The sequence below is a fragment of the Clostridium chromiireducens genome, assembly GCF_003575225.1.
GTDB lineage: Bacteria > Bacillota > Clostridia > Clostridiales > Clostridiaceae > Clostridium > Clostridium chromiireducens.
On sequence record NZ_QXDJ01000005.1, the window covers coordinates 184,046 to 204,954 of the forward strand.

Here is a 20,909-nt window from a genome sequence, read left to right on the forward strand (position 1 = left end):
AAAGTTAACTTTAAGATTTATAATGTAAATGAATACATTTGATTTTTAAAAAGTAACCATAAAAGTTTAGGAGTTGATCTAATGAGTAAAATAAAGATGGGAATTTTAGGTGCAGGTGATATTGCAAAGTTAATGGCAGAAACAATAAGTAAAATGGACAATGTAGATACATATGCAATTGCGGCTAGAGATCTAGAAAGAGCAGAGAAGTTTTCAAAGGAATATGGATTTGAAAAGGCATATGGTTCATATGAGGAAATGTTAAAAGATGAAAGTTTAGATTTAGTATATATTGCAACGCCACATTCTCACCATTATGAACATGCTGTAATGTGTTTAAATCATGGAAAACATGTACTTTGTGAAAAGGCTTTTACGTCTAATGCTAAGCAGGCGGAGGAAGTATTAAAATTAGCAGAAAGCAAAGGGTTGTTAATTACAGAGGCAATATGGACGCGTTATATGCCAATGTCAAAAACTTTAAATGAAGTAATAGAAAGCGGTGTTATTGGAAAGGTAACCTCATTAAATGTAAATTTAAGTTATGCAATTACGCATAAAGCAAGAATTATCGATCCAGAACTTGCAGGTGGAGCTTTATTGGATTTGGGAGTTTATACGCTTAACTTTGCAGCCATGGTTTTTGGTGATAAGATAAAGAGTATTTCATCAACTGCAATAAAAACAGAAACTGGCGTTGATGCTCAAAATAGCATTACAATATGCTTTGAAGATGGAAAAATGGCAGTATTAAATAGTTCTATACTTGCTATAAGTGATCGCCAAGGTGTGATTAATGGAGATAAGGGATATATTGTTGTTGAAAATATTAATAATTACGAAAAAATTAGAGTATTTTCTTTAGAGAGAGAGGAAATTGCAGTTTATGATGCACCAAAACAAATAACTGGTTATGAATATGAGGTTGAGGCTGCTATACAAGCAATTGAAAATAAAGAAATAGAATGTCCACAAATGCCACACAAAGAGACTCTTAGAATTATGGAAATTATGGATTCATTAAGACATGAATGGGGCGTTATATATCCATTTGAGCAGATATAGTTAATATTAATGTATCCATCAATTCTACGTACTAGTTTTAATAAAAAGTGAACTGCCCCTGTCTATTTGACAGAGGGCAGTTCAAATTATAATTAAGTAATTAGGGGCTGCTCCAAATTGGCTTAAGTGTTTAAAATAGTATTATGTATAATATTTTGATAAAATTTATAGAAATAGAAAAAACTTAAACTATTGCAAAGAAAATGGAATCAGCATTACCGGCCCTGCTTTAGGCAGACCTAAAAAGAATAAAACTAAAGCTGAAAAAAATCAAGAGTATGTTGATATATGCGAAAGAAATGAAGTTGAGGGAAAGTTTGGTACTGGTAAAACTAGATATGGTTAAGCCAGAATATTTGTAGATTTAAAAGAAACTGCTGAGTGCGTTATTAATATGGCATTTTTTGTAATGAACCTTGATAAGAAATTGAGGGTCATTCTACGCCGTTTTATAAATTACTATATTTTGGAATGCTGCATATAAATGTAGGGGGGGTTAAATCACCCCCTATTTAATAGTGTAAATTGATTTTTATATCTATTTTTTTCATAGCTTACTTTACGCTATCCTATTAAGAAAAAATGAAGAGTATTGCAATGCTACAATATATAAATTTTCTATAAATAAATTACTTTGACGCTGCCTAATACTAACGGAAAGTGGAAATATATTATCTACGACACGGGGATTAGCAAAGTTTCTTACAGTCATATTAATAAAGATTACAGCTTAGTGTATATAAATATAGCTGGAGACGATACAAATGTTGACAGTTTATTCTTTGGCTGTTTGCCAAGGGTATATTATAGAGTTTGAAGCAAATTATGAAATTTCAGCAACTGCATTTGATATGGAGGGAAGAATGAATTTTGTGGATCGTATGGCTGGCTGAACAGTGTTTGAATCTAATGATTTAGAAAATTGTACAAGACTTACATCTGGTGAAACTGCTTTTACTTAGGTATAGACGGATATCAAGTAAGAAGTGAAAAGAGTATCAACAGATATTTTGAAATAATGATAATAAACTATATTTATTGCAAATTATATTTTAATCTTTACATCTAAAGTTGAGGGAAAAATATTAATATACTTCTATAACTCTTAATATTGTTCGATTGACAAACATATTTAGTCATTAGATAATATTAACATAATAATAATAATTAAGTACAATTATATAATTTAATACAAGGAGGATCAAAATGAAAACACCAATAAAAAAGCTTAATAAATTCTTACATGGTGGAGATTATAATCCTGACCAATGGTTAGATTGCCCTGAAATTTTAAAACAAGATATTGAATTAATGAAAAAGGCACATGTTAATTGTGTTTCTCTTGGAATATTTTCATGGGCAACATTAGAACCGGAAGAAGGCAATTATCAATTTGATTGGTTAGAAGAAATAATTAATAATTTATATAAAGAAGAGATTTATACTATTTTAGCAACACCTACAGCAGGAATGCCTAAATGGCTTACTGAAAAGTATGAAGAAGTTCGCCAAGTTAGAGAGAATGGAGTTCGAAACTTATCAGGCGGTAGACATAATTTTTGTTATACATCTCCAATCATGAGAGAAAAAGCTAGAGCTATTGATACAGCATTAGCTAAAAAATTTGGAAATCATCCTGGTGTAATATTATGGCACATATCTAATGAAATGGGGGGGAATGGTAATGATGCTTCATGTCATTGTCCTTTATGTCAAGCTGCTTTTAGAGAATGGCTAAAAAATAAATACAAAACTTTAGATTCTTTAAACCATGCATGGTGGACAAAGTTTTGGAGTCATACTTACACAAGCTGGGATCAAATTCATAGCCCAGTATCAAATGGAGTAAAGTCTCTACATGGTTTGGAATTAGATTGGAGAAGATTTATTACAGCTCAAACAGTAGATTTTTACAAAAAAGAATGCGAAGCTGTAAAGGAGTACAGCAAAAATATCCCTGTAACTACAAATATGATGGAATTTTTTACACCTTTAGATTACTTTAAATTTAAAGATTCAGTTGATATTGTTTCTTGGGATTCATATACAAGCTGGCATGAAAGTAAAGATGATGTTGATTTGGCAATAAGAACGGCAGCATCACATAATATTATGAGAGCTATAAAAAAACAGGCGTTTTTATTAATGGAAAGCACACCATCTCTTACTAATTGGAAACATATTAATACATTAAAAAGACCCAAGATGCATATGCTTTCTTCTATGCAGGCTGTAGCTCATGGATCTAATAGTGTCCAATATTTCCAATGGAGAAAAAGTAGAGGTGCTTCTGAAAAATTCCATGGTGCAGTAATAGATCATTATGGAAAAGATGATACAAGAGTATTTAAAGATGTAACTGAGCTTGGAATTAGATTAGAATCTTTAACAGAAATGATTTATAAAACAATCAATAAACCTAAAGTTGCTATTATATTTGACTGGGAAAATATGTGGGCTATGAATGATGCACAGGGACCTAATAATATTGGAATGAAATATATTGATACTATACTTAATCATTATAAACCTTTTTGGGAAATGGGAATTGATGTAGATATTATTGATATGGAACAAGAAATTGACAACTATAAATTAGTTATTGCACCAATGACCTATATGATGAAAGAACAATTTGGAGAAAGAGTAAAAGAATTTGTTAGTAATGGAGGCTGTTTTGTTAGCTCATATTGGAGCGGAATTGTAAATGAAACAGATTTGTGCTTCTTAGGAGGATTCCCAGGAATAATAGGAGATGTTGTAGGAATAAGAAGTGAAGAAATTGACGCAATAAATGAATATTATCCAAATAGTATTTTATATAAAAATAAATCTTATGAAGTAAAAGATTTATGTGATTTAATACACTTACAGAGTGCAAAAGCAGAAGGATATTATGAAAAAGATTTCTATAGGGGAATGCCAGCACTTACTAGAAATAAATATGGAAAAGGAATTGCATATTATATTGCTGCTAGGGCTTCAGAAGAATTTAATAAAGATTTCTATAGTGATTTAGTGAATGAAATAGGTGTAGAAAAAAATATAAATGGTAATTTACCTTATGGTGTAACTGTTACAAAGAGATGCGGTGAGGATTCTGATTTCTTATTCGTTCAAAACTTTAATTCAAAAACAGTTTTAATTAACTTAGATAGAGAATATGAAATTGCAGAAGATGGAATTAGTGTAAGTGATAAATTAGAACTAAAATCATATGATTGTGTGATTTTAAAAGATAAAAAAGATATTATATAATAAGATGCCACTGAAAAAGTCCTTGTATTCTGAAAATCAGCCATGAAATGATTTAGCAGTTCCAAAGGACAACCTTTTAAGAAAAATTAATGAAATTAATCTGTAACAATAAAAAGTGATATACATCATTTATATTTTAATCTTTGCATCTAAAGTTGAAAAGAAAATATTAATATTCTTATATAGGGGGAAAAGCACCCCCTAATTAGTCTCTTTTTATCCGATAGCTAGCATCGGATAAGTTCAACTAAGAATCAGATGGAGATCAAACTCCACCTGATTCAAGTTTTTCTTGATATGCTTAATTTGAGAATTCTTGAGATCCCATATATTTACCGTTTCCGAAGATTACACCTATACCAACTTTATTATATGAAGAATTCATCATATTAGCTCTATGACCTGGTGAATTCCACCATTGATTAAATAATTCAACTGGATCACTAGTATTGTATGCAATATTTTCTCCTGTTGTAGTATATTTGTATCCTATATCTTGTAACCAGTTTGTCCACTTAGTTCCGTCTGGATTTGTGTGGTCAAAGAAGTTATTTTGTATCATGTCATTACTCTTATATCTTGCTACTTGTACTAATGTATTATCCATTGTAAGAGGTTGAAGACCAGCTTCTGTTCTTTTTGCATTCATTAAATCAAGAATCTTTTGTTCAGCTGAAGCTTGTACCGTTATTGAATATTTTGTTGGCAATTTAGGTAACCCCTGCACATCAACTGAATTCGTATTTGAAGAAGCATCAGTAGTAGTTTTATCATTTTTAATATTATTTGTCTTATCAATGTTATCTAATTTGGCTGTATTATTAGTAACTTTTTCTATGTTTTGTGTACTTCCAGAATTCGCATTTGTTTCTTGATTATTTGTTGAAGTACTAACTGTAGATGTCTTATTATTATCTTTAACTATGTTATTATTTGAATCAAAAACTTTATTAACAACTGGTGTTTTCTCAGTAGAAACTTGTCCGTTTGAAGTAGTTGTATTAGTTTCATTATTTACTATGGCTTTTCCTATTTTCATTATACCTAATTGGCTTAACAAATCAGCTTGTCCATTAACATTGGTAACTCCTGTTTGCATTGCACCTGTATTATAAAAGTTATACAATTTGCCGTCATTCATTATTAAACCTTTATTTAAAATGTTATTTAAAATCGTATTATAATAAGTATTAGCATTTGAATCAAAAGTTGCTGCAGATACTCCTAATGATGAGAAACTACCAATAGTTGTAGCTGCGATAACTGATGTTATTATTTTTCTTAAAGAATTCTTCATCATAAGTTTTTCTCCTTCTATATGTTTTATTTGCCTCCTTGAATTTCAGATAAACAATAAACATTTTTTGAATGTTTGCTGTTTTCAAGTGAGGTCATGTGTCTATACTAACATTTTTATGACAACATTCAAGAAGAAAATCTTTTGCTAAAGTCTTTTAAATGAAATAGGCACAAAATCTCTTGAGTATGGTCTTATATGTTGCTTTATGCACCACGATATCACTAAATACCTTGCAGTGCAAAGGATGGGCCCCAATAATATTTTAAATATCACAGGCATATCAATTACTGCGAACCTAAATAAAATAATATTAAAATAAATTAAACTATGCTATAATCAACGTAATGAAGAATAATTACCAAAAAAAATCAAATGAGGTGAATTATATGGATAAATTTAAATTTTTTACAAGGTTTGCTGAATTAGATGGATTAAAAAATGTAGATGTTAAGAATAAGGTATTGAGAAAATTAACTGAGGATGATGAAGAAGTTTGTTTAGGACAAAGACAAGTAGGAGAGAGAAGTTATCATATTTTCTACTTATATAAGGATCGTTTTTGTGTATATTATCATGGTGGTGGTATAGATACAATGTGTACTTCAGATAAATTAGATGTTGTCTTAGATTATGTAAATAACTTAAGTCCTGAAGATTTTTAGAAGAAATAAAGAAAGTGGTTATTATTTTAGAACCTAAAAAGGTGTATATTTTTGAATATACATTTTGGTTTTACTAGAATAAAGGAAAACTTACCCTACAAGATAAATATAAATAAAACATAAAAATAGATGGCCAATGGTCATCTATTTTTATGCTCTAAGATAATAATCATACCTATTAAGTGATTACAGTGGAGATATAAAATGTTAATAATATAAGGGGCTTAAGATATGAAAAACAAAATAGGGATGGGTGCCATTGTTTTATGAATAATTTCTATTTTAATTTTGATTTTTAAAGATAATCACTTGCAATTAATAATTATTATTTGTAAAATATAAATAAGGAATCTTATTACAATAAAGGTAAAAAGGAAATGATTTTAACAATAATATGAGAGTTTAAATAAATAATATTATTTTAAAGGTGAGGTGTTTAAAATGAAGTTTAATTTATTAATTGAAGGAAGTGCTGGACAAGGGATGGACACTGTGTGTATGTTTCTTGAAAAAGTTCTAAAAAAATCTGGTTTTTATGTCTTTTTAAATAAGGATCACATGTCTAGAGTTCGAGGAGGGCATAATTTTAACCTGATTAGATTTGGAGATGATGGTATTCCAATAGGAATTTTATATAAAGAAGAAGGGAAACCTACTTTCAATGATCGTCATCCAGTATTAAGAAGTGGAAAGGTAATGGTTGATAGAAAGTGGTCGCCAATTGATGGAGAAAAATTCGTAGAAGAATTTATTTAGATATAATCAATTGGATTGGTACTAGTAATAGGTGTTTAAGGAGGTTAAAATGATGAACAATAGTGTAATTAAAATAAATAAACTAAGTTCTCAATGGGAGACAAGTGACCCTTTTATATTCTGTGCACATCATAAGGACGCTTATCCAAAGGGGAATGATGAGATGGGACCCAATGCATCTCTAGCAGGCAGAATTATTGGCAATGATTTTCGGGGAATAGATGGCTTTAATATGTATCATGGTGATAATATTCCGGGATTCCCACAGCATCCACATAGAGGTTTTGAAACAGTTACAATAGTGTTAGAAGGATATGTTGACCATGCAGATTCAGCAGGTGCAACAGGCAGATATGGAGCTGGCGACGTGCAATGGCTTACTGCTGGAAGAGGTTGTAATCATACAGAAATGTTTCCTTTAATTAATAAAGAGAAAAATAATCCATTAGAATTATTTCAGATTTGGGTCAATCTTCCTAAAAAAGACAAATTTGTGGAACCACATTATAAAATGCTTTGGGCAGAAGATATACCGGTTATACAATCTCGAAATGAAAAGGGTAAAACAAGTACTATAAAACTGATTTCAGGTTCTTATAATGGTACTAGGAGTTTGGATTCTTCGCCTAATTCATGGGCAAGTAATAGGAATAACAATGTAGGAATCTGGATTATTCATATGGAACCAGAAGCTAGTATCGAGCTTCCTAAAGTATCTTCTACACTAAACAGAACTGCTTACTTCTATGAAGGCGATAAAATAAATATTGAAGAAACTAGTGTTGAGGTTTATCATAGTGTAAAACTTGCAGGAGATGAAATAGTAGAAATAAAAAATGGTACAAAGGAAAGCTGCCTGCTACTTTTAGAAGGAGAACCAATTGGAGAACCTGTTGTAAGTTATGGGCCTTTTGTAATGACAACTGATAAAGAAATTAAGGATGCTTTTGATGATTATAGAAGCACTGGCTTTGGAGGATGGCCATGGGAACGTGATGATTTTGTTCATCCAAGAGAAAAAGGAAGATTTGCACAATATCCTAATGGTAAAATAGAATACAGATAATTATTATGTATAAGCGGAAGTATTTTCATTTTTATATCCACAGACAATATATTAAAAATTAATGAAAAAATAAGAATTTAATAATGAGCTGAGATTTTCTGAATTTAGAAAGTCTCAGCTTTATTATTTTAAAGAGAAGACTATTCTAATTTTTGTACAAATAGCATAGATGTTAGAATCGGTATTATTTAGAACTTAATTGTTTTTATGTTGAAGTGATGGAAAATATTTTCTAGTTTCCTAGATAATGATATACTAATAATGAGTGAGATAATGAGAAAAAATTAAAGAACATAGAGTAAGGGGGAGAGAAATGAGTATAACTGAAATATCAGTAAAAAGACCAGCTGCCATGTGGATGGCGGTAATCTTATTCGTTGGACTTGGTATCATGGGATATAAAAGCATGGGGGCAGATTTAATGCCATCTATGAATATTCCGGTTATATCAATAATGACAACTTATAACGGAGCCAGTGCAGAGGATATTAAGAAAGATATTGTAAAACCAATTGAAGATGCGGTTTCAGGAATAAGCGGGGTTGATGTACTAAATTCAACTTCAGGGGAAGGTTATGGTACTGTTACAATAACCTTTAAAATGAGTGCAAATATAAATACCGCATATTTAGATGTTCAAAAGGCTGTTGAACTTGCTTCGGCGAGACTTCCTAAAGCTGCTGATAAGCCTATTTTATATAAAATGGATATGAGTTCCATACCTATGATGATAGTCTCAATAAATGGTGATGCCAGCTATGAGGAGCTTTACAATCAATCTGATATCTTAAAACAAAGATTAGAAAAAGTACCTGGAGTGGGCAATATTTCATTGCTAGGTGCGGATAAGAAGCAATTGATGATAAAAATTGACAAAGCTACTATGGAGTATTATGGAGTCAACATTGATACTTTAATGGGAACCTTGCAAGCGTCAAACGTTAATATACCAGCTGGAGAGATTAAACAAGACAGCTTAGATCAATCTGTTAGAATTATTGGTCAGTTTAGTTCCGTTGATGCTGTACGAAATCTATTAATACCTGCTGGCAATGGAGTGACTATTCGTCTTGGGGATATTGCAAAAATTGACTTAGAAGTTCCAGATGCTACAGTATTAACAAGGTTTGGTGGTAACAAGACTATAGCTATGATACTTGGAAAGCAAAGTGATTCAAATGTAGTAGAAGTGGCTGATGCTGTAAAAAAGGAATTGGAAGATATAAAATTAGCACTTCCAAAGGGAACAGAAGTAAATATTTTAATGGATACTACTACTTTTATTAATTCTTCACTTACTCAAATAAAACATAATCTTTTTGAAGGAATTTTAACTACTGCAATTGTACTTTACTTATTCTTCCGCAGTTTCCGTTCTTCTTTAGTAGTTTTAATTGCTATACCAACTTCATTGGTTGCTACATTTTTTATGATGTATCAGATGCACTTTACCTTGAACATGTTGTCACTCATGGGCTTATCGCTCGTTGTAGGTACTCTGGTGGATGATTCTATAGTTGTTATAGAAAATATACAGCGGCATATGGATATGGGGAAAAATCCTATAGACGCAGCTATTGAAGGTCGTAGGGAAGTAGGAATGGCAGCAATAGCTATAACTTTATGTGATATTGTTGTATTTGCTCCCGTTTCCCTTGTATCAGGTTTAGTTGGACAGATGTTTAGGGAATTTGGACTTACAATTGTTGCAGCTACAATGTTTTCGCTAATTGTATCTTTTACAATTACACCAATGCTTTCTTCAAGGCTATTAAAAAATGAAAACCTTAAAAAGCTGCTAGTACAAAAAGAAAAATCTAAAATCTTGAGTAAAATAACTCCTAAATTTATTAGTAGAATAAGTTCTAAATTCAGCAGAATAAATGCTAAAACAGAAGGGTCTTTTGAGAAACTTGTAGAGGCCTATAAAAAAGCTTTAATATGGTCTTTAGATAACAGGAAAAAAGTTTTAGCTATAGTTACTGCAGGAGTTGTGTTTAGCGTCATGCTAATTCCAATGGGAGCGATAAAGTCAGAGTTTATACCTATGGCGGATCAGAGTTCTCTTCAAATTAATGTGAAGCTTGCCCCAGGATCTACCTTAAAACAAACGGATGAGAAGGTCTCTGAGCTAGAGAAATATTTACAAGAAACAAAAGAAGTAAAAAATTATTTTTCCTTGATTGGACATGATGGAGAATCAACTGCAGATAAATCTATTGCTCAAATTTTCATTAATTTAGTTCCTAAGGGGGAACGTAAAAAAAGCCAAAGTGAACTTGCAAGTGAGTTGCGTGCTTTTGGTAAAAAAATGTCTGGAGCAGATATTAATGTAGCAGAGTCATCGTCCTCTGGCGGTAGTGGTAAGCCTGTATCAATTAAAATAAAAGGAAATGATTCAGATACTATAAGAGATCTATCAAAGGAAGTTGAAACGTTACTAAGTGCGGTTCCAGGAATCACTGATATAAGTAACTCTACAAGTTCAAGAAGCAGTGAACTTAGGGTAAATATAGATAACCTAGCAGCTACTCAGTACAATATTTCTACAGCAAATGTTGGAAGTGTTGTTAGAATGGCACTTGCAGGAACCAATGTGGGAGTGTACAGATCAAAGAATGAGGAAAATGACATAACCATTAAGTTTGAAAATGGACAAATCAAGAGTCCTGAAGATCTTAAGTCCTTGAAAATTACAAATTCCTTAGGAGCGCAAATTCCACTGAGTCAAATTGCATCCGTTCAAAAAATAGATGGTGCCCCTTCGATATCTAGAGAAGATAAGCAGGATATGGTCACTGTTGAAGCCAATATTCAAGGAAGAGTTCTTGGAGAAGTTACCGATGATATTAATGCTAAACTAAAGGCTCTTTCGGTTCCAGATGGGTATAGTATAAGCTTTGGAGGAAATCAAAAACAGATGGCAGAGAGTTTTTCTTCTCTTGGACTTGCTTTATGTGCATCCTTAGCTCTTGTTTATATGATTTTAGTAGTGCTTTATGAGTCCTTCTTAACTCCATTTATAAGAATGATGGCTCTGCCTTGTGCTATTATAGGTGCTTTTGTTTTACTGGCTCTAACTGGACAGACTTTAAACTTGATGTCCATGATTGGATTAATTATGTTAGAAGGATTAGCATCTAAAAATGGAACATTACTCATAGATTATACCAATACCCTTATGAAGAGAGGAATGAGTTTAAGAGATGCTCTTATAGAATCTGGTGTTACTAGATTAAGGCCAATAGTCATGACAAGTGCAACTATGATTGTTTCCATGCTGCCAGTTGCCTTATCCATGGGTGAGGGAACCGAAATGAAAAAGAGTATGGCAATTATAATAATTGGTGGTATGATTGCATCAACAATACTCTCACCAATTGTATTACCAGTTATTTATACATTAATGGCTGATTTAAGAAGCGTAGTGTCTTTTAAAAAGAAGAAAAATCAGAACCTAGAGGGGGGAAGCACCTATGAAGTTTAAGGGGTTAAAGAAAAAGAAAAAGCTTTTAATAGGAGGTGTAGTTTTAGCAGTTGTTGTGGCTATCGTTATTTCAATCCTTGCTAAAAATAAACCTGCAGAAATAGTACAAGAGGTTAAAAACGTAAAAACACAAAAAATAACAACTGGAACTATTTCAACAAATGTAGAATATGCAAGTAACCTAAAGCCTGCAAAACAGGTAGTAGTTTCGCCAAAAGCAGGAGGAAGAGTTACGACTGTAGATGTAAGGGTAGGAGACAAGGTCAGTGTAGGCCAAACATTATTTACATTGGACACTACAGATTATGCAGCACAACTTGAGCAGGCAGAGGCGGGAGTGAGTGCGGCTAGTGCTAACTTAGAAAGAACCAGCGACTCTGGATTTATGCAGCAATTATTACAAGCGGAACAGCTAGTAGGAAAATTACAAATTCAATATAATACTGTAAAAGACAGTTATGACAGAACACAAACTTTATATTCTGCAGAAGCAGTTTCTAAAAAGGATTTAGATGATGCTAAGGCACAATTTGATGCTATAACTATTGACTTAAAAAATGCTCAGGATAGCTTGGAACTATTAAAGAGTAAGTCAGGACCTCAAGCTACAAAGGCGGCTGCAGCAGCGCTTGAACAAGCACATGCAGGAGTGAGTGCAGTTCAAAATCAGATAAATAACGCTACCATTACTGCACCAATAGATGGAGTTGTGTCAGAAAAAGCAGTAGAAGTAGGTGAGCTTGCTAGCGCACAGTCAGGTTCCGTTACTGTTATAGATTCTAGCAGTTTAGAAGCAGAAATAAATATTCCTGATAAAATGCTTGAGAAAATTCAAGTAGGGCAATCGGTACCGGTTGATATAAATGCATTACCAGATGCAAAAATAGTTGGAGTTATAGAAAATATCAGTCCAAATACAAGTTCTAAGAACAACTTCTATATTGTGAAGGTTAAAATTGATAATTCTAATGATGAAATAAAAGCAGGTATGTTTGCTAAAATATCCTTACCAGCTGAAAAGAAGGACAACATTTTAATGGCTCCAAATGAAACAATTAAAATGGAGAATGGTGTAAATTATCTTTATACTGTTAACAGTGGTGAGGTTAAAAAGATATCCGTTGAAATCGGAATTTCAGATGAGAAATTTACAGAAGTGACAGGCAAAGTAGAGGAAGGCACGGATGTCATTACTGAAGGCCAAAATTTATTAAGTGATGGAGAAAAGGTGAATTTGGTGCAGTAGGCTAACGACTCCAGTAAAGAAGGTAAGATTTAATTCATATTTAAAGAAAATAACAAGTCAAATTGTACTAGCAAATTGACTTGTTATTTATTTTAGTATGCCTAAAGTGATTTAATCAGTGCTTCTAACTCTTCAGATAAAGCTTTTGCACGTTCAAAATCAGTATTTCTGAGTGATATGGCTATTTTCATTTCTAAATCCATTTTCTTTTGTTCAATTTCTAAATAGTCTTTATCAAAGTATTTGGCGTAAATCATCTTTTTGAATTTTTTCATGTTCATTTTTCTGATTGTTTTATCTTCAATAAGTAAAACATAATCTACGCAGTTTATTATAGAATAGTAATCATGTGATACCATTAAAATTGCACCATTATATTTTTTTATGGCTGTTTCAAGGGCCATTTGTGAATATGTATCTAAATGGCTTGTTGGTTCATCAAGAAGCAGCATATTTGCTTTACTTGCAGAAATTTTCGCTAATTGAAGTATATTTTTTTCTCCACCAGATAAAGATTCAATCTTTTGATTAAGTAGTTCTTCCTCAAAATCATAATTTGAAATGTAGATTTCAACCTCATTATAGGTTTTAAATCCTGCATCTAGGAATTCTTCAAGTACTGTATTAGACTCATTTAATATCTCGCCTTGATTTTGTGATAAATAAGATACTTGAATGTCAGGATCTATTTCAATAGCAGGATTATTATTTTTAAAGATATCCTTGAGTAAGGTCGTTTTCCCAGTACCGTTTAATCCAATAATAGCTACTTTATCATTAGATTTAATCTCAAAGTTAACATTATCTAAAATTATCTTATCAAAGCCAGAGCTATAATTATTAACCTTTAAAGCTATTTTTTCTTCAACAGCATTATTAGTAGTTAAACGGATATAAGGCTGTTTAATTTCAACAAAAGGTGTTTTTATTCTACGAGCTTCTAATCTCTCTAGAAATTTCATTTTACCTTTTAGATATCTTCCAGCAGCAGTTTCACCTGTAACTTCTGCTCTATCTCTTAATCTTTTAATTATGCGTTCGTTTCTCTCAATTTCTTCATCATCAGCGGCAGACAGTTCCTGAAGTTCAATTTTAGTTTGAAGTAATGTAAAGTTATAATCAATATAGCTTCCATCAAACTCTTGAAGCTCCATATTTTCAAGATGAATAATTTTATTAAAACAATGATTTAATAAATATCTGTTGTGGGTTATAACCAACATCATTCCCTTGTGAGAATTAATTAGATTTTTAAGAGAATTAAGGTTTTCAAAGTCTAAAAACACATCTGGTTCATCCATAATTATTAAATTTGGACCATTAAGCATTTCTTTAATCACTTGAATAAGTTTAAACTCACCACCGCTAAGTTCAGATACCATTAGATTTTTAAGGTAGTCTAAGTTTGCAAGATTTAGTTTCTTATTAATGATGCTTTCGAAATCATCTCCACCAATCGCATCAAGTGCGTCTAAAGCTTCTTGGTATTTTTCTAGTAAGGGTTCAATATCTGAAGCTGTTTCCATTTCAGTACAAATAGAAGCTATTTCATTTTGCAGCTTGATAAATTCTCCGCCTAAATATTCCAAAACTGAAGTTTCCTTTGTTTTGTCTAGTTGTGGGAACTGACTTACATATCCAATTCTGCAATTTGGGTCAATCTCTATGGTACCATCGAACATATATCTTTCAGTGTCCATAATTATATCTATTAGTGTACTTTTCCCAATACCACTTGAACCTATAAAAGCACAATGCTGATCATCTTCTAAAGTAAATGAAATATTATTATAGAGATCTTTATTTGGGAATGAGTACGACAAGTTATCAATTTTTATCATATTATTACCTCTCTTTATCATTTGAAAATAATCTATAGTAATGATAGTATATTTTGGTTTAACGTTGATAGCATAACATTTTTTGCGACTTATTTCAATTATAAGTAATAAGACCTAACGTGTTTTTTAACAATGTTAAAACGCGTTAGGTTATTTTGATTTAATAGTTTTTTGTAAAGTATGGATAAAAATATATTGTAGGATACAATTTAAATTTTTATTTGCTTACCGTTATCAGAAGTTAATTTATCTATAAATAATATCTCTAAATTTAATCCTACTAACTTGGCCAACTCTTCAAGTTTTCTAGCTAATTCTTTTTGAGGCTTAAATAACTTAATTCGTACTAATTTATAGCCGCTTTGCTTATATAATTCAAATACTGCCTTTAGTTTAACTTTTGCTTCACATGGATATAGTAATAACTTTCCACTATCCAAAATTAAATATGTATCAGCGGTCTTAACTTTAGTAGATATCTTTATGAAATCATTAACAAATGCTATAGCATCATTATCAGAAAAATATCCTGATAAATCCATGGTTATACTTTGCGATTTTTCATTAAAAGAAACCTTATATTTTCCCATTTACTGCACCCTCCTATAAACTCTAAATTACTCAGAACATATTGAAATACTAAATTATATAATTGTAAAAAATACAGCAATATTTCCTTATTTTTCTACAATAATAGCCTTAGTAAGACATTATCCTAATAAATATATACTATTTTGGCTATAGTTTCTATGTTTTTTTTAGAAGAATTTATAATAAATTCTTATTGTTAATAGAAAAAGGCACGAGTAAAAATTACTTATTTGATATAACGTAAAATTAAACGAAAAATCTTCAAAAAATAAAGTTAATGGGAGGGACCCAATTTTGTAATAAAATATGGAAAGAAGAAAGTATTTAGTTTATTATATTTTGGTATAATAATACTATAAAAGTGAATTATAGATGGAGGAAATAATATGGAATTTAAAATTAATACAATTAAATTTGATGAAGCTGATTTGATTATGCTTCTAGTGTATAGTGAAAGTAACTGTTTGGAGGATGAAAATTTAAATGTGATACATAAGCATTTCAAGGATAATAACAAATTTAAGGGTAAAGCAGGAGAAATAATAGGCTCCGTAAATGTAACTGCAAATGGAGTTCAAGATATTGTATTTGTTGGACTTGGAAGCAAAGATGAATTGACAACAGAAATTATAAGAAGTTCTTTTGGAAAGGCAATAAAAAAGGCAATTGAATTAAAAGCTAAAAAAATATCATTAAAGATGATATTTAGTGAAAAGTTATCAGTTGAAGATACTATAAAATCTTTAATTGAAGGGATTGGTTTGGGAGAATATAAATTTGAAAAATACAAAACTGATGCTAATGAAAATTTAGAAATTGAGGTAAGCATTAGTATTGATGAGAGTGAAAATCTAAATTCAATAAATGAATATATAGATGAAGCTTCAATACTTGTTGAAACAACTAAATTTGCAAGGGATCTAGTGAACGAACCAGCTAATATATTATACCCAGAAACTCTTGCAGAAGAAGTTATTAATACTGGAAGTAAATATGGATTTCAAGTTGAAGTATTTGAAGAAGGTAAAATTAATGAACTTGGAATGGAAGCATTTTTATCAGTGGCTAAAGGTTCAGAGAACCAACCTAGACTTATTGTAATGAGATATTTTGGAGATGAAAGCAAGAAGGATGATATACTAGGTCTTGTTGGAAAGGGACTTACTTATGATTCAGGTGGATACTCTATAAAGCCTACTAACGGTATGGATACGATGAAATCTGACATGGGAGGGGCTGCATCGGTTATTGGAGCAATTAGTGCTATTGCAAAGAAAAAGCTAAAGATAAATGTTGTAGGAGTAATTGCGGCATGCGAGAATTTAATATCTGGCAGAGCATATAAGCCAGGAGATATAATTGGTTCAATGGCTGGTAAATATATTGAAGTTTTAAATACTGATGCAGAAGGAAGACTTACTCTTATAGATGCTGTACATTATATAATTGAAAAAGAAAAAGTTAATAAGGTTATAGATGTAGCAACATTAACAGGTGCAGCTTTAGTAGCACTAGGAGTTACTACTACGGCTGTAATAGCTAATAACGATGAGCTTTATAAAGATTTAGAAAGTGCTTCATCTAAAGCTGATGAAAAAGTTTGGAGATTACCTAATTTCGATGATTATAAAAAACTTATTAAATCTGATATAGCTGATTTGAAAAATACTGGAGGCAGGAATGCTGGAACTATTGCAGCAGGATTATTTATAGGTGAATTTGTACAAAATAAACCTTGGCTGCATTTAGATATTGCAGGCACATCATGGGCTGAACAAGAAAGTAGTTATTATTCCAAAGGTGGTACAGGGGTTGGTGTAAGAACTCTTTACTATTTAGCAAAAATGATTAAATAAAAAATGCATATAATACAAAAAGATAGATGGCAGCGAGCCATCTATTTTTTTGACCAAATAAAACATTTCTTAGACGAATATAAGATTAAACTTTTATTTAGAATTAATTATGAAACCACAGTATATGTTTGAGTATAAGCTATCTGTTCATCACCTAATGTAAGGTAGTAATATATTGGTATCATATAAGTTGAATAAAATAGGGTTGAGGCTTCTGACACATTGTTCCCTAATGCCCTTATCAATAATTGTTGATGTTTTAAGCTCACAATATAGCAATTAGCTATAATTACAATTTGTTCTGCAAAGAATACATCAGAAATCGAATTTGCATATTTATCAGCATGATTTACTAAATTGGTTCGAATAGTTCGAAGTTGATTAATATCACGCTGTAAATTAGCATCTATGGTTTTTAGCTCTTCAGCTGGTGTGTCTGCTTTTACAGTAATCACGACTAAATTTGTTCGTATGACTTTAATTTGTTCTAAACTATTTAAAATATCTTCTTTATTCTGTAAATCTGATATCCTTGGACCATAAGGTATAGATTTAGATGGTACTTGTGCATATGCTAAATTACTCATTGATAGTGTTATAAGTATTATGAGTATTACTAAACGAATTAATTTCTTATGCATGATATTCCTCCTATTATTCTACTAAATTTGTAAATGTAACAAAGTTTGCTTATTAATTTATTCTTAGTTATTTTTAATATTTTATTCCCAATATAAATTAGTCAAATTTCAAATTTTGATAACTTATAGGTAATATCCCTTGTAAAATCAGATACCTCAAATAAGTGGTTAATAATATGTGCAATTTTATATGCTGAAAGCTCTTAATTAATAAAAGTTTTTGTAAATTTAGAATATTTTGAAAATAATGCTTTGACTAGAGTTTAGAATATGAATATGATACAATAACTAATAGATATTATTAAATAACATAAATAATCTATATTAAATATTATAATTAGGAGAGATACGCGATGAAAACTGATTTACTAGAAAAAGGTGCAATATTACAAAGAGATAAAGAAACATATGCAATTGCACCACATTTAACTGCTGGAATTGTAACTCCAGATATTTTAAGAAATCTTGCAGATGTAGCTGAAAAATATAATGCAGCTGCTATTAAAGTTACAGGAGCTCAAAGAATTGCATTAGTTGGATTAAAAGAAGAAGATTTAGATAATGCTTGGCAGGATCTAGGTATGGATCCAGGTGCCGCAGTAGGTTTATGTGTAAGAAGCATAAAAGTGTGTCCAGGAACCACTTTTTGTAAAAGAGGCCTTCAAGATTCAGTAGCGGTTGGATCAAAATTAGATAGCATATACCATGGAATGGAATTACCTAATAAATTAAAAATGGGCGTGAGTGGTTGTCCTCATAGCTGTGCAGATAGTGCATTTAAAGATATAGGATTAATAGGAAGTGGAAAAGGATGGATGTTCTATGTTGGCGGAAAAGGTGGAGCTAGACCAAGAATAGCTGATAGAATAGCACTTAGTATATCAGAAGAAAAGGTATATGATTTAATAGAAAAAGTTATTGAAATATATAGAGAAAATGCTTCTAGCAAAGAAAGATTAGGAGATTATATAGATAGAGTAGGATTAGATGAGTTCAAAGAACAAATAAATCTTAATAGCTACCTATAAATAAACATACTATAGCTTAGACTTATGCATATAACCAACCGAAAGAGAAGGTACTCTGTTTCTCAATGCAACACTACGAAAAAGAGTACCTTCTCTTTCAGCTTATTTTCATAGTCCTATGGAATAAACATGTATTCAATTTCGGTGAGTATACACATAAGTTCTATTATCATTGCACAACCCTATATATTCATAATGAAATCACAATATATTTTGCTTTATATCAAATATAATCTCTTCGATTATATCTTTAATTTGAAGATTTCTTGTTCCAGGAATATAGATACCATGTTTTTGTAATGGAAGTATATATTTAGTACAGTTCATATTAAATATTACATTAGAAATCATAGGAGTAATCTCTCCATTTATACCACCACTGCAAATTATTCCGATTGGTCCTATTATGCTATCTATTTTTGTTGATTTGCAAAATGAACTAATTGCTCTTTCTCCACTTATACCAACATCCGCACCTGCCTGTACCATTTTTGAGGTGGCAAAGGAGTTTGTACCAAGTGCAATAATATAAACATCATTATGTATTTCTCTACGAATCCTTTTTATGATATTTTGACCAAGACCTGCACCCTGTGCGTCTATTACAGCAATTTTCATATTAATGATCATTCCTTTCGCTATGATTAAGGCACAGAATTAATCAATCTATAGATAAAGTGTTGCTAAACTATAAACAATATTTTTTGTCTTCTTGTGCATGATATTATTCTATACCCTTAGGCTAACTCAAAGTCAAGTGTTTTTTATAGATGCGAAAATAAAAATTGTAAAACTAATGCTAAAATTAAATAAAAATTGCAGCAGTAATTTTGTGGTTTTATTTTTTATTAAAATTTGAAGGGGAATTAAAATGCACATTGCAGATAACTATTTAAGTCCAGCTTCCTGTGCGGCAATGCTTCCAGTTTGGAAAAGGCTCTTATTATATACAAGTATGGCAGAGGATGTTTAACATTAATTTAGATTGAAGGTGAAAATTTATGACATTACAGCAATTAAAATATGCAGTTGAAATATCTAGATGTGGATCTATTACAAAAGCAGCAGGACAGCTATTTATTAGTCAGCCAAGTCTTTCTAATGCAATTATGGAACTGGAAAATGAAATTGGAATTACTATTTTTAATAGAACCAATAGAGGCATCAAAGTTTCTACTCATGGTTCTGAATTTTTAGGTTATGCAAAGCAAGTAATCGAACAAGCTGAATTACTTGAAAGTCGCTATTCTAATAAAAAACAGTTAAAACAAAGCTTTTCTGTTTCTACGCAGCATTATGCTTTTGCAGTTAGTGCTTTTGTAAATCTTATAAAAGAATATAATTTGGATGAATATGAATTTTCTTTACGTGAAACTAAAACTTATGAAATTATAGAAGATGTGAAAAATCTCCGGAGTGAAATAGGGATTCTTTATTTAAATGAATTTAATTCTAAAGTTCTTAATAAATTTTTAAGAGAGAATAATTTGATTTTTAATGAGTTATTTAGGGCAAATCCTCATATTTTCATTAGTTCTGAAAATCCGCTTGCAAATAAAAAATACGTTACATTAAGAGATTTAGAGCCATACCCATATCTTTCTTTTGAACAAGGTGAATTTAATTCTTTTTATTTTTCAGAAGAAATTCAAAGTACTCTTACTCATAAAAAAAGCATCATAGTAAGCGATAGAGCAACATTATTTAATTTGCTTATAGGATTAAATGGCTATACTATTTCAACTGGAGTTATCAGCAATGATTTAAATGGAAATAATATAATTTCTGTTCCGTTGCAACTGGAAGAGGAAATTACTATTGGATACATTATTCATGAAAATATATCTTTAAGTAAAATAGCTTTAGATTATGTTGAATTATTAAAAGAAACGTTAATAGAAGAATTGAATCAGGTATAGCTTAAAACTATGTTTAGCCATATAATTTAGGAATTATTTTATACATAAAGAAATGTATTATACTTGTATTACTAAGACGCATTCAAAAAAATACAAGTCTTCTTGCCCGGTGAAAAATATCAACACGTTAGAAAAAAGTGCGAAGCACAATAAAGAGCATTTCACCTTAGAAAAGAGCAGCTATGCACTTATA

The 20,909-nt window shown here is 30.9% G+C and carries 17 protein-coding genes; 12 read left to right on the plus strand and 5 right to left on the minus strand.

From position 1 onward, the window contains the following. Positions 1-81 precede the first annotated feature (81 nt). From D2A34_RS19520 to D2A34_RS19530, 4 genes are all read left to right on the plus strand, one after another. Positions 82-1,065 (plus strand): Gfo/Idh/MocA family protein, encoded by a 984-nt coding sequence (locus D2A34_RS19520; protein WP_119367712.1) that lies wholly within the window; start codon positions 82-84, stop codon positions 1,063-1,065. 163 nt (positions 1,066-1,228) lie between these two features. Further along, entirely contained in the window at positions 1,229-1,411 is a 183-nt protein-coding gene (locus D2A34_RS19525) for a transposase (RefSeq protein WP_119367821.1), read from the plus strand. A 418-nt stretch (positions 1,412-1,829) separates the two neighbouring features. Then, on the plus strand, positions 1,830-1,958 hold the full coding sequence (locus D2A34_RS27510; protein ID WP_279221641.1) for a hypothetical protein: 129 nt from the start codon (positions 1,830-1,832) through the stop codon (positions 1,956-1,958). Positions 1,959-2,265: 307 nt separating this feature from the next. Continuing rightward, positions 2,266-4,323 (plus strand): beta-galactosidase, encoded by a 2,058-nt coding sequence (locus D2A34_RS19530; RefSeq protein ID WP_423243124.1) that lies wholly within the window; start codon positions 2,266-2,268, stop codon positions 4,321-4,323. Between the two features lie 301 nt (positions 4,324-4,624). Here D2A34_RS19530 and D2A34_RS19535 read toward each other — a convergent pair whose 3' ends face one another. Then, positions 4,625-5,623 (minus strand): CAP domain-containing protein, encoded by a 999-nt coding sequence (locus D2A34_RS19535; RefSeq protein WP_119367714.1) that lies wholly within the window; start codon positions 5,621-5,623, stop codon positions 4,625-4,627. 386 nt (positions 5,624-6,009) lie between these two features. Here D2A34_RS19535 and D2A34_RS19540 point away from each other — a divergent pair, with 386 nt between their 5' ends. The 5 genes from D2A34_RS19540 (at position 6,010) to D2A34_RS19560 (ending at position 12,840) form a co-directional block, all read left to right on the plus strand. Next, entirely contained in the window at positions 6,010-6,285 is a 276-nt protein-coding gene (locus tag D2A34_RS19540) for a hypothetical protein (protein ID WP_079440935.1), read from the plus strand. A gap of 441 nt (positions 6,286-6,726) precedes the next feature. Continuing rightward, positions 6,727-7,041 carry a 2-oxoacid:acceptor oxidoreductase family protein gene (locus D2A34_RS27605; protein WP_119367716.1) on the plus strand — a complete coding sequence of 105 codons (315 nt, stop codon included), beginning with the start codon at positions 6,727-6,729 and terminating at the stop codon, positions 7,039-7,041. 52 nt (positions 7,042-7,093) lie between these two features. After that, positions 7,094-8,107 carry a pirin family protein gene (locus D2A34_RS19550; RefSeq protein WP_119367717.1) on the plus strand — a complete coding sequence of 338 codons (1,014 nt, stop codon included), beginning with the start codon at positions 7,094-7,096 and terminating at the stop codon, positions 8,105-8,107. A 313-nt stretch (positions 8,108-8,420) separates the two neighbouring features. Beyond that, on the plus strand, positions 8,421-11,594 hold the full coding sequence (locus D2A34_RS19555) for an efflux RND transporter permease subunit (RefSeq protein WP_119367718.1): 3,174 nt from the start codon (positions 8,421-8,423) through the stop codon (positions 11,592-11,594). Beyond that, positions 11,584-12,840, plus strand: a complete 1,257-nt coding sequence (locus D2A34_RS19560) for an efflux RND transporter periplasmic adaptor subunit (RefSeq protein ID WP_119367719.1) — start codon at positions 11,584-11,586, stop codon at positions 12,838-12,840. The genes D2A34_RS19555 and D2A34_RS19560 overlap by 11 nt, the downstream gene beginning before the upstream one ends. Before the next feature lie 101 nt (positions 12,841-12,941). Here D2A34_RS19560 and D2A34_RS19565 read toward each other — a convergent pair whose 3' ends face one another. Together D2A34_RS19565 and D2A34_RS19570 are read right to left on the minus strand one after the other, a co-directional pair. After that, on the minus strand, positions 12,942-14,681 hold the full coding sequence (locus tag D2A34_RS19565) for an ABC-F family ATP-binding cassette domain-containing protein (RefSeq protein WP_119367720.1): 1,740 nt from the start codon (positions 14,679-14,681) through the stop codon (positions 12,942-12,944). 209 nt (positions 14,682-14,890) lie between these two features. Beyond that, entirely contained in the window at positions 14,891-15,271 is a 381-nt protein-coding gene (locus D2A34_RS19570) for a hypothetical protein (protein ID WP_119367721.1), read from the minus strand. A gap of 387 nt (positions 15,272-15,658) precedes the next feature. Here D2A34_RS19570 and D2A34_RS19575 point away from each other — a divergent pair, with 387 nt between their 5' ends. After that, positions 15,659-17,128, plus strand: a complete 1,470-nt coding sequence (locus D2A34_RS19575; RefSeq protein ID WP_119367722.1) for a leucyl aminopeptidase — start codon at positions 15,659-15,661, stop codon at positions 17,126-17,128. A gap of 107 nt (positions 17,129-17,235) precedes the next feature. Here D2A34_RS19575 and D2A34_RS19580 read toward each other — a convergent pair whose 3' ends face one another. Continuing rightward, positions 17,236-17,769, minus strand: a complete 534-nt coding sequence (locus D2A34_RS19580; RefSeq protein WP_119367723.1) for a hypothetical protein — start codon at positions 17,767-17,769, stop codon at positions 17,236-17,238. Between the two features lie 353 nt (positions 17,770-18,122). On the opposite strand from D2A34_RS19580, the gene D2A34_RS19585 reads away from it, so the two are divergent. Next, entirely contained in the window at positions 18,123-18,797 is a 675-nt protein-coding gene (locus D2A34_RS19585) for a nitrite/sulfite reductase domain-containing protein (RefSeq protein WP_119367724.1), read from the plus strand. A 201-nt stretch (positions 18,798-18,998) separates the two neighbouring features. Here the strand turns inward: D2A34_RS19585 and D2A34_RS19590 are convergent, their stop codons facing one another. Continuing rightward, on the minus strand, positions 18,999-19,415 hold the full coding sequence (locus D2A34_RS19590) for a DUF3842 family protein (RefSeq protein ID WP_119367725.1): 417 nt from the start codon (positions 19,413-19,415) through the stop codon (positions 18,999-19,001). A gap of 383 nt (positions 19,416-19,798) precedes the next feature. Between D2A34_RS19590 and D2A34_RS19595 the strand changes: the two genes are divergently transcribed. Continuing rightward, complete coding sequence (locus D2A34_RS19595; protein ID WP_119367726.1) at positions 19,799-20,716, plus strand: LysR family transcriptional regulator; 918 nt, start codon at positions 19,799-19,801, stop codon at positions 20,714-20,716. Positions 20,717-20,909: the final 193 nt, after the last annotated feature.

Excerpts from the sequence above, each read along its gene's own strand:
- D2A34_RS19555 (WP_119367718.1), top strand. The coding sequence starts at position 8,421 with ATGAGTATAACTGAAATATCAGTAAAAAGACCAGCTGCCATGTGGATG.
- D2A34_RS19580 (WP_119367723.1), bottom strand. The coding sequence starts at position 17,769 with ATGCATAAGAAATTAATTCGTTTAGTAATACTCATAATACTTATAACA.
- D2A34_RS19540 (WP_079440935.1), top strand. The coding sequence starts at position 6,010 with ATGGATAAATTTAAATTTTTTACAAGGTTTGCTGAATTAGATGGATTA.
- D2A34_RS19595 (WP_119367726.1), top strand. The coding sequence starts at position 19,799 with ATGACATTACAGCAATTAAAATATGCAGTTGAAATATCTAGATGTGGA.
- D2A34_RS19590 (WP_119367725.1), bottom strand. The coding sequence starts at position 19,415 with ATGAAAATTGCTGTAATAGACGCACAGGGTGCAGGTCTTGGTCAAAAT.
- D2A34_RS19520 (WP_119367712.1), top strand. The coding sequence starts at position 82 with ATGAGTAAAATAAAGATGGGAATTTTAGGTGCAGGTGATATTGCAAAG.
- D2A34_RS19570 (WP_119367721.1), bottom strand. The coding sequence starts at position 15,271 with ATGGGAAAATATAAGGTTTCTTTTAATGAAAAATCGCAAAGTATAACC.
- D2A34_RS19575 (WP_119367722.1), top strand. The coding sequence starts at position 15,659 with ATGGAATTTAAAATTAATACAATTAAATTTGATGAAGCTGATTTGATT.
- D2A34_RS19535 (WP_119367714.1), bottom strand. The coding sequence starts at position 5,623 with ATGATGAAGAATTCTTTAAGAAAAATAATAACATCAGTTATCGCAGCT.
- D2A34_RS27605 (WP_119367716.1), top strand. The coding sequence starts at position 6,727 with ATGAAGTTTAATTTATTAATTGAAGGAAGTGCTGGACAAGGGATGGAC.
- D2A34_RS19560 (WP_119367719.1), top strand. The coding sequence starts at position 11,584 with ATGAAGTTTAAGGGGTTAAAGAAAAAGAAAAAGCTTTTAATAGGAGGT.
- D2A34_RS27510 (WP_279221641.1), top strand. The coding sequence starts at position 1,830 with ATGTTGACAGTTTATTCTTTGGCTGTTTGCCAAGGGTATATTATAGAG.
- D2A34_RS19585 (WP_119367724.1), top strand. The coding sequence starts at position 18,123 with ATGAAAACTGATTTACTAGAAAAAGGTGCAATATTACAAAGAGATAAA.
- D2A34_RS19550 (WP_119367717.1), top strand. The coding sequence starts at position 7,094 with ATGAACAATAGTGTAATTAAAATAAATAAACTAAGTTCTCAATGGGAG.
- D2A34_RS19565 (WP_119367720.1), bottom strand. The coding sequence starts at position 14,681 with ATGATAAAAATTGATAACTTGTCGTACTCATTCCCAAATAAAGATCTC.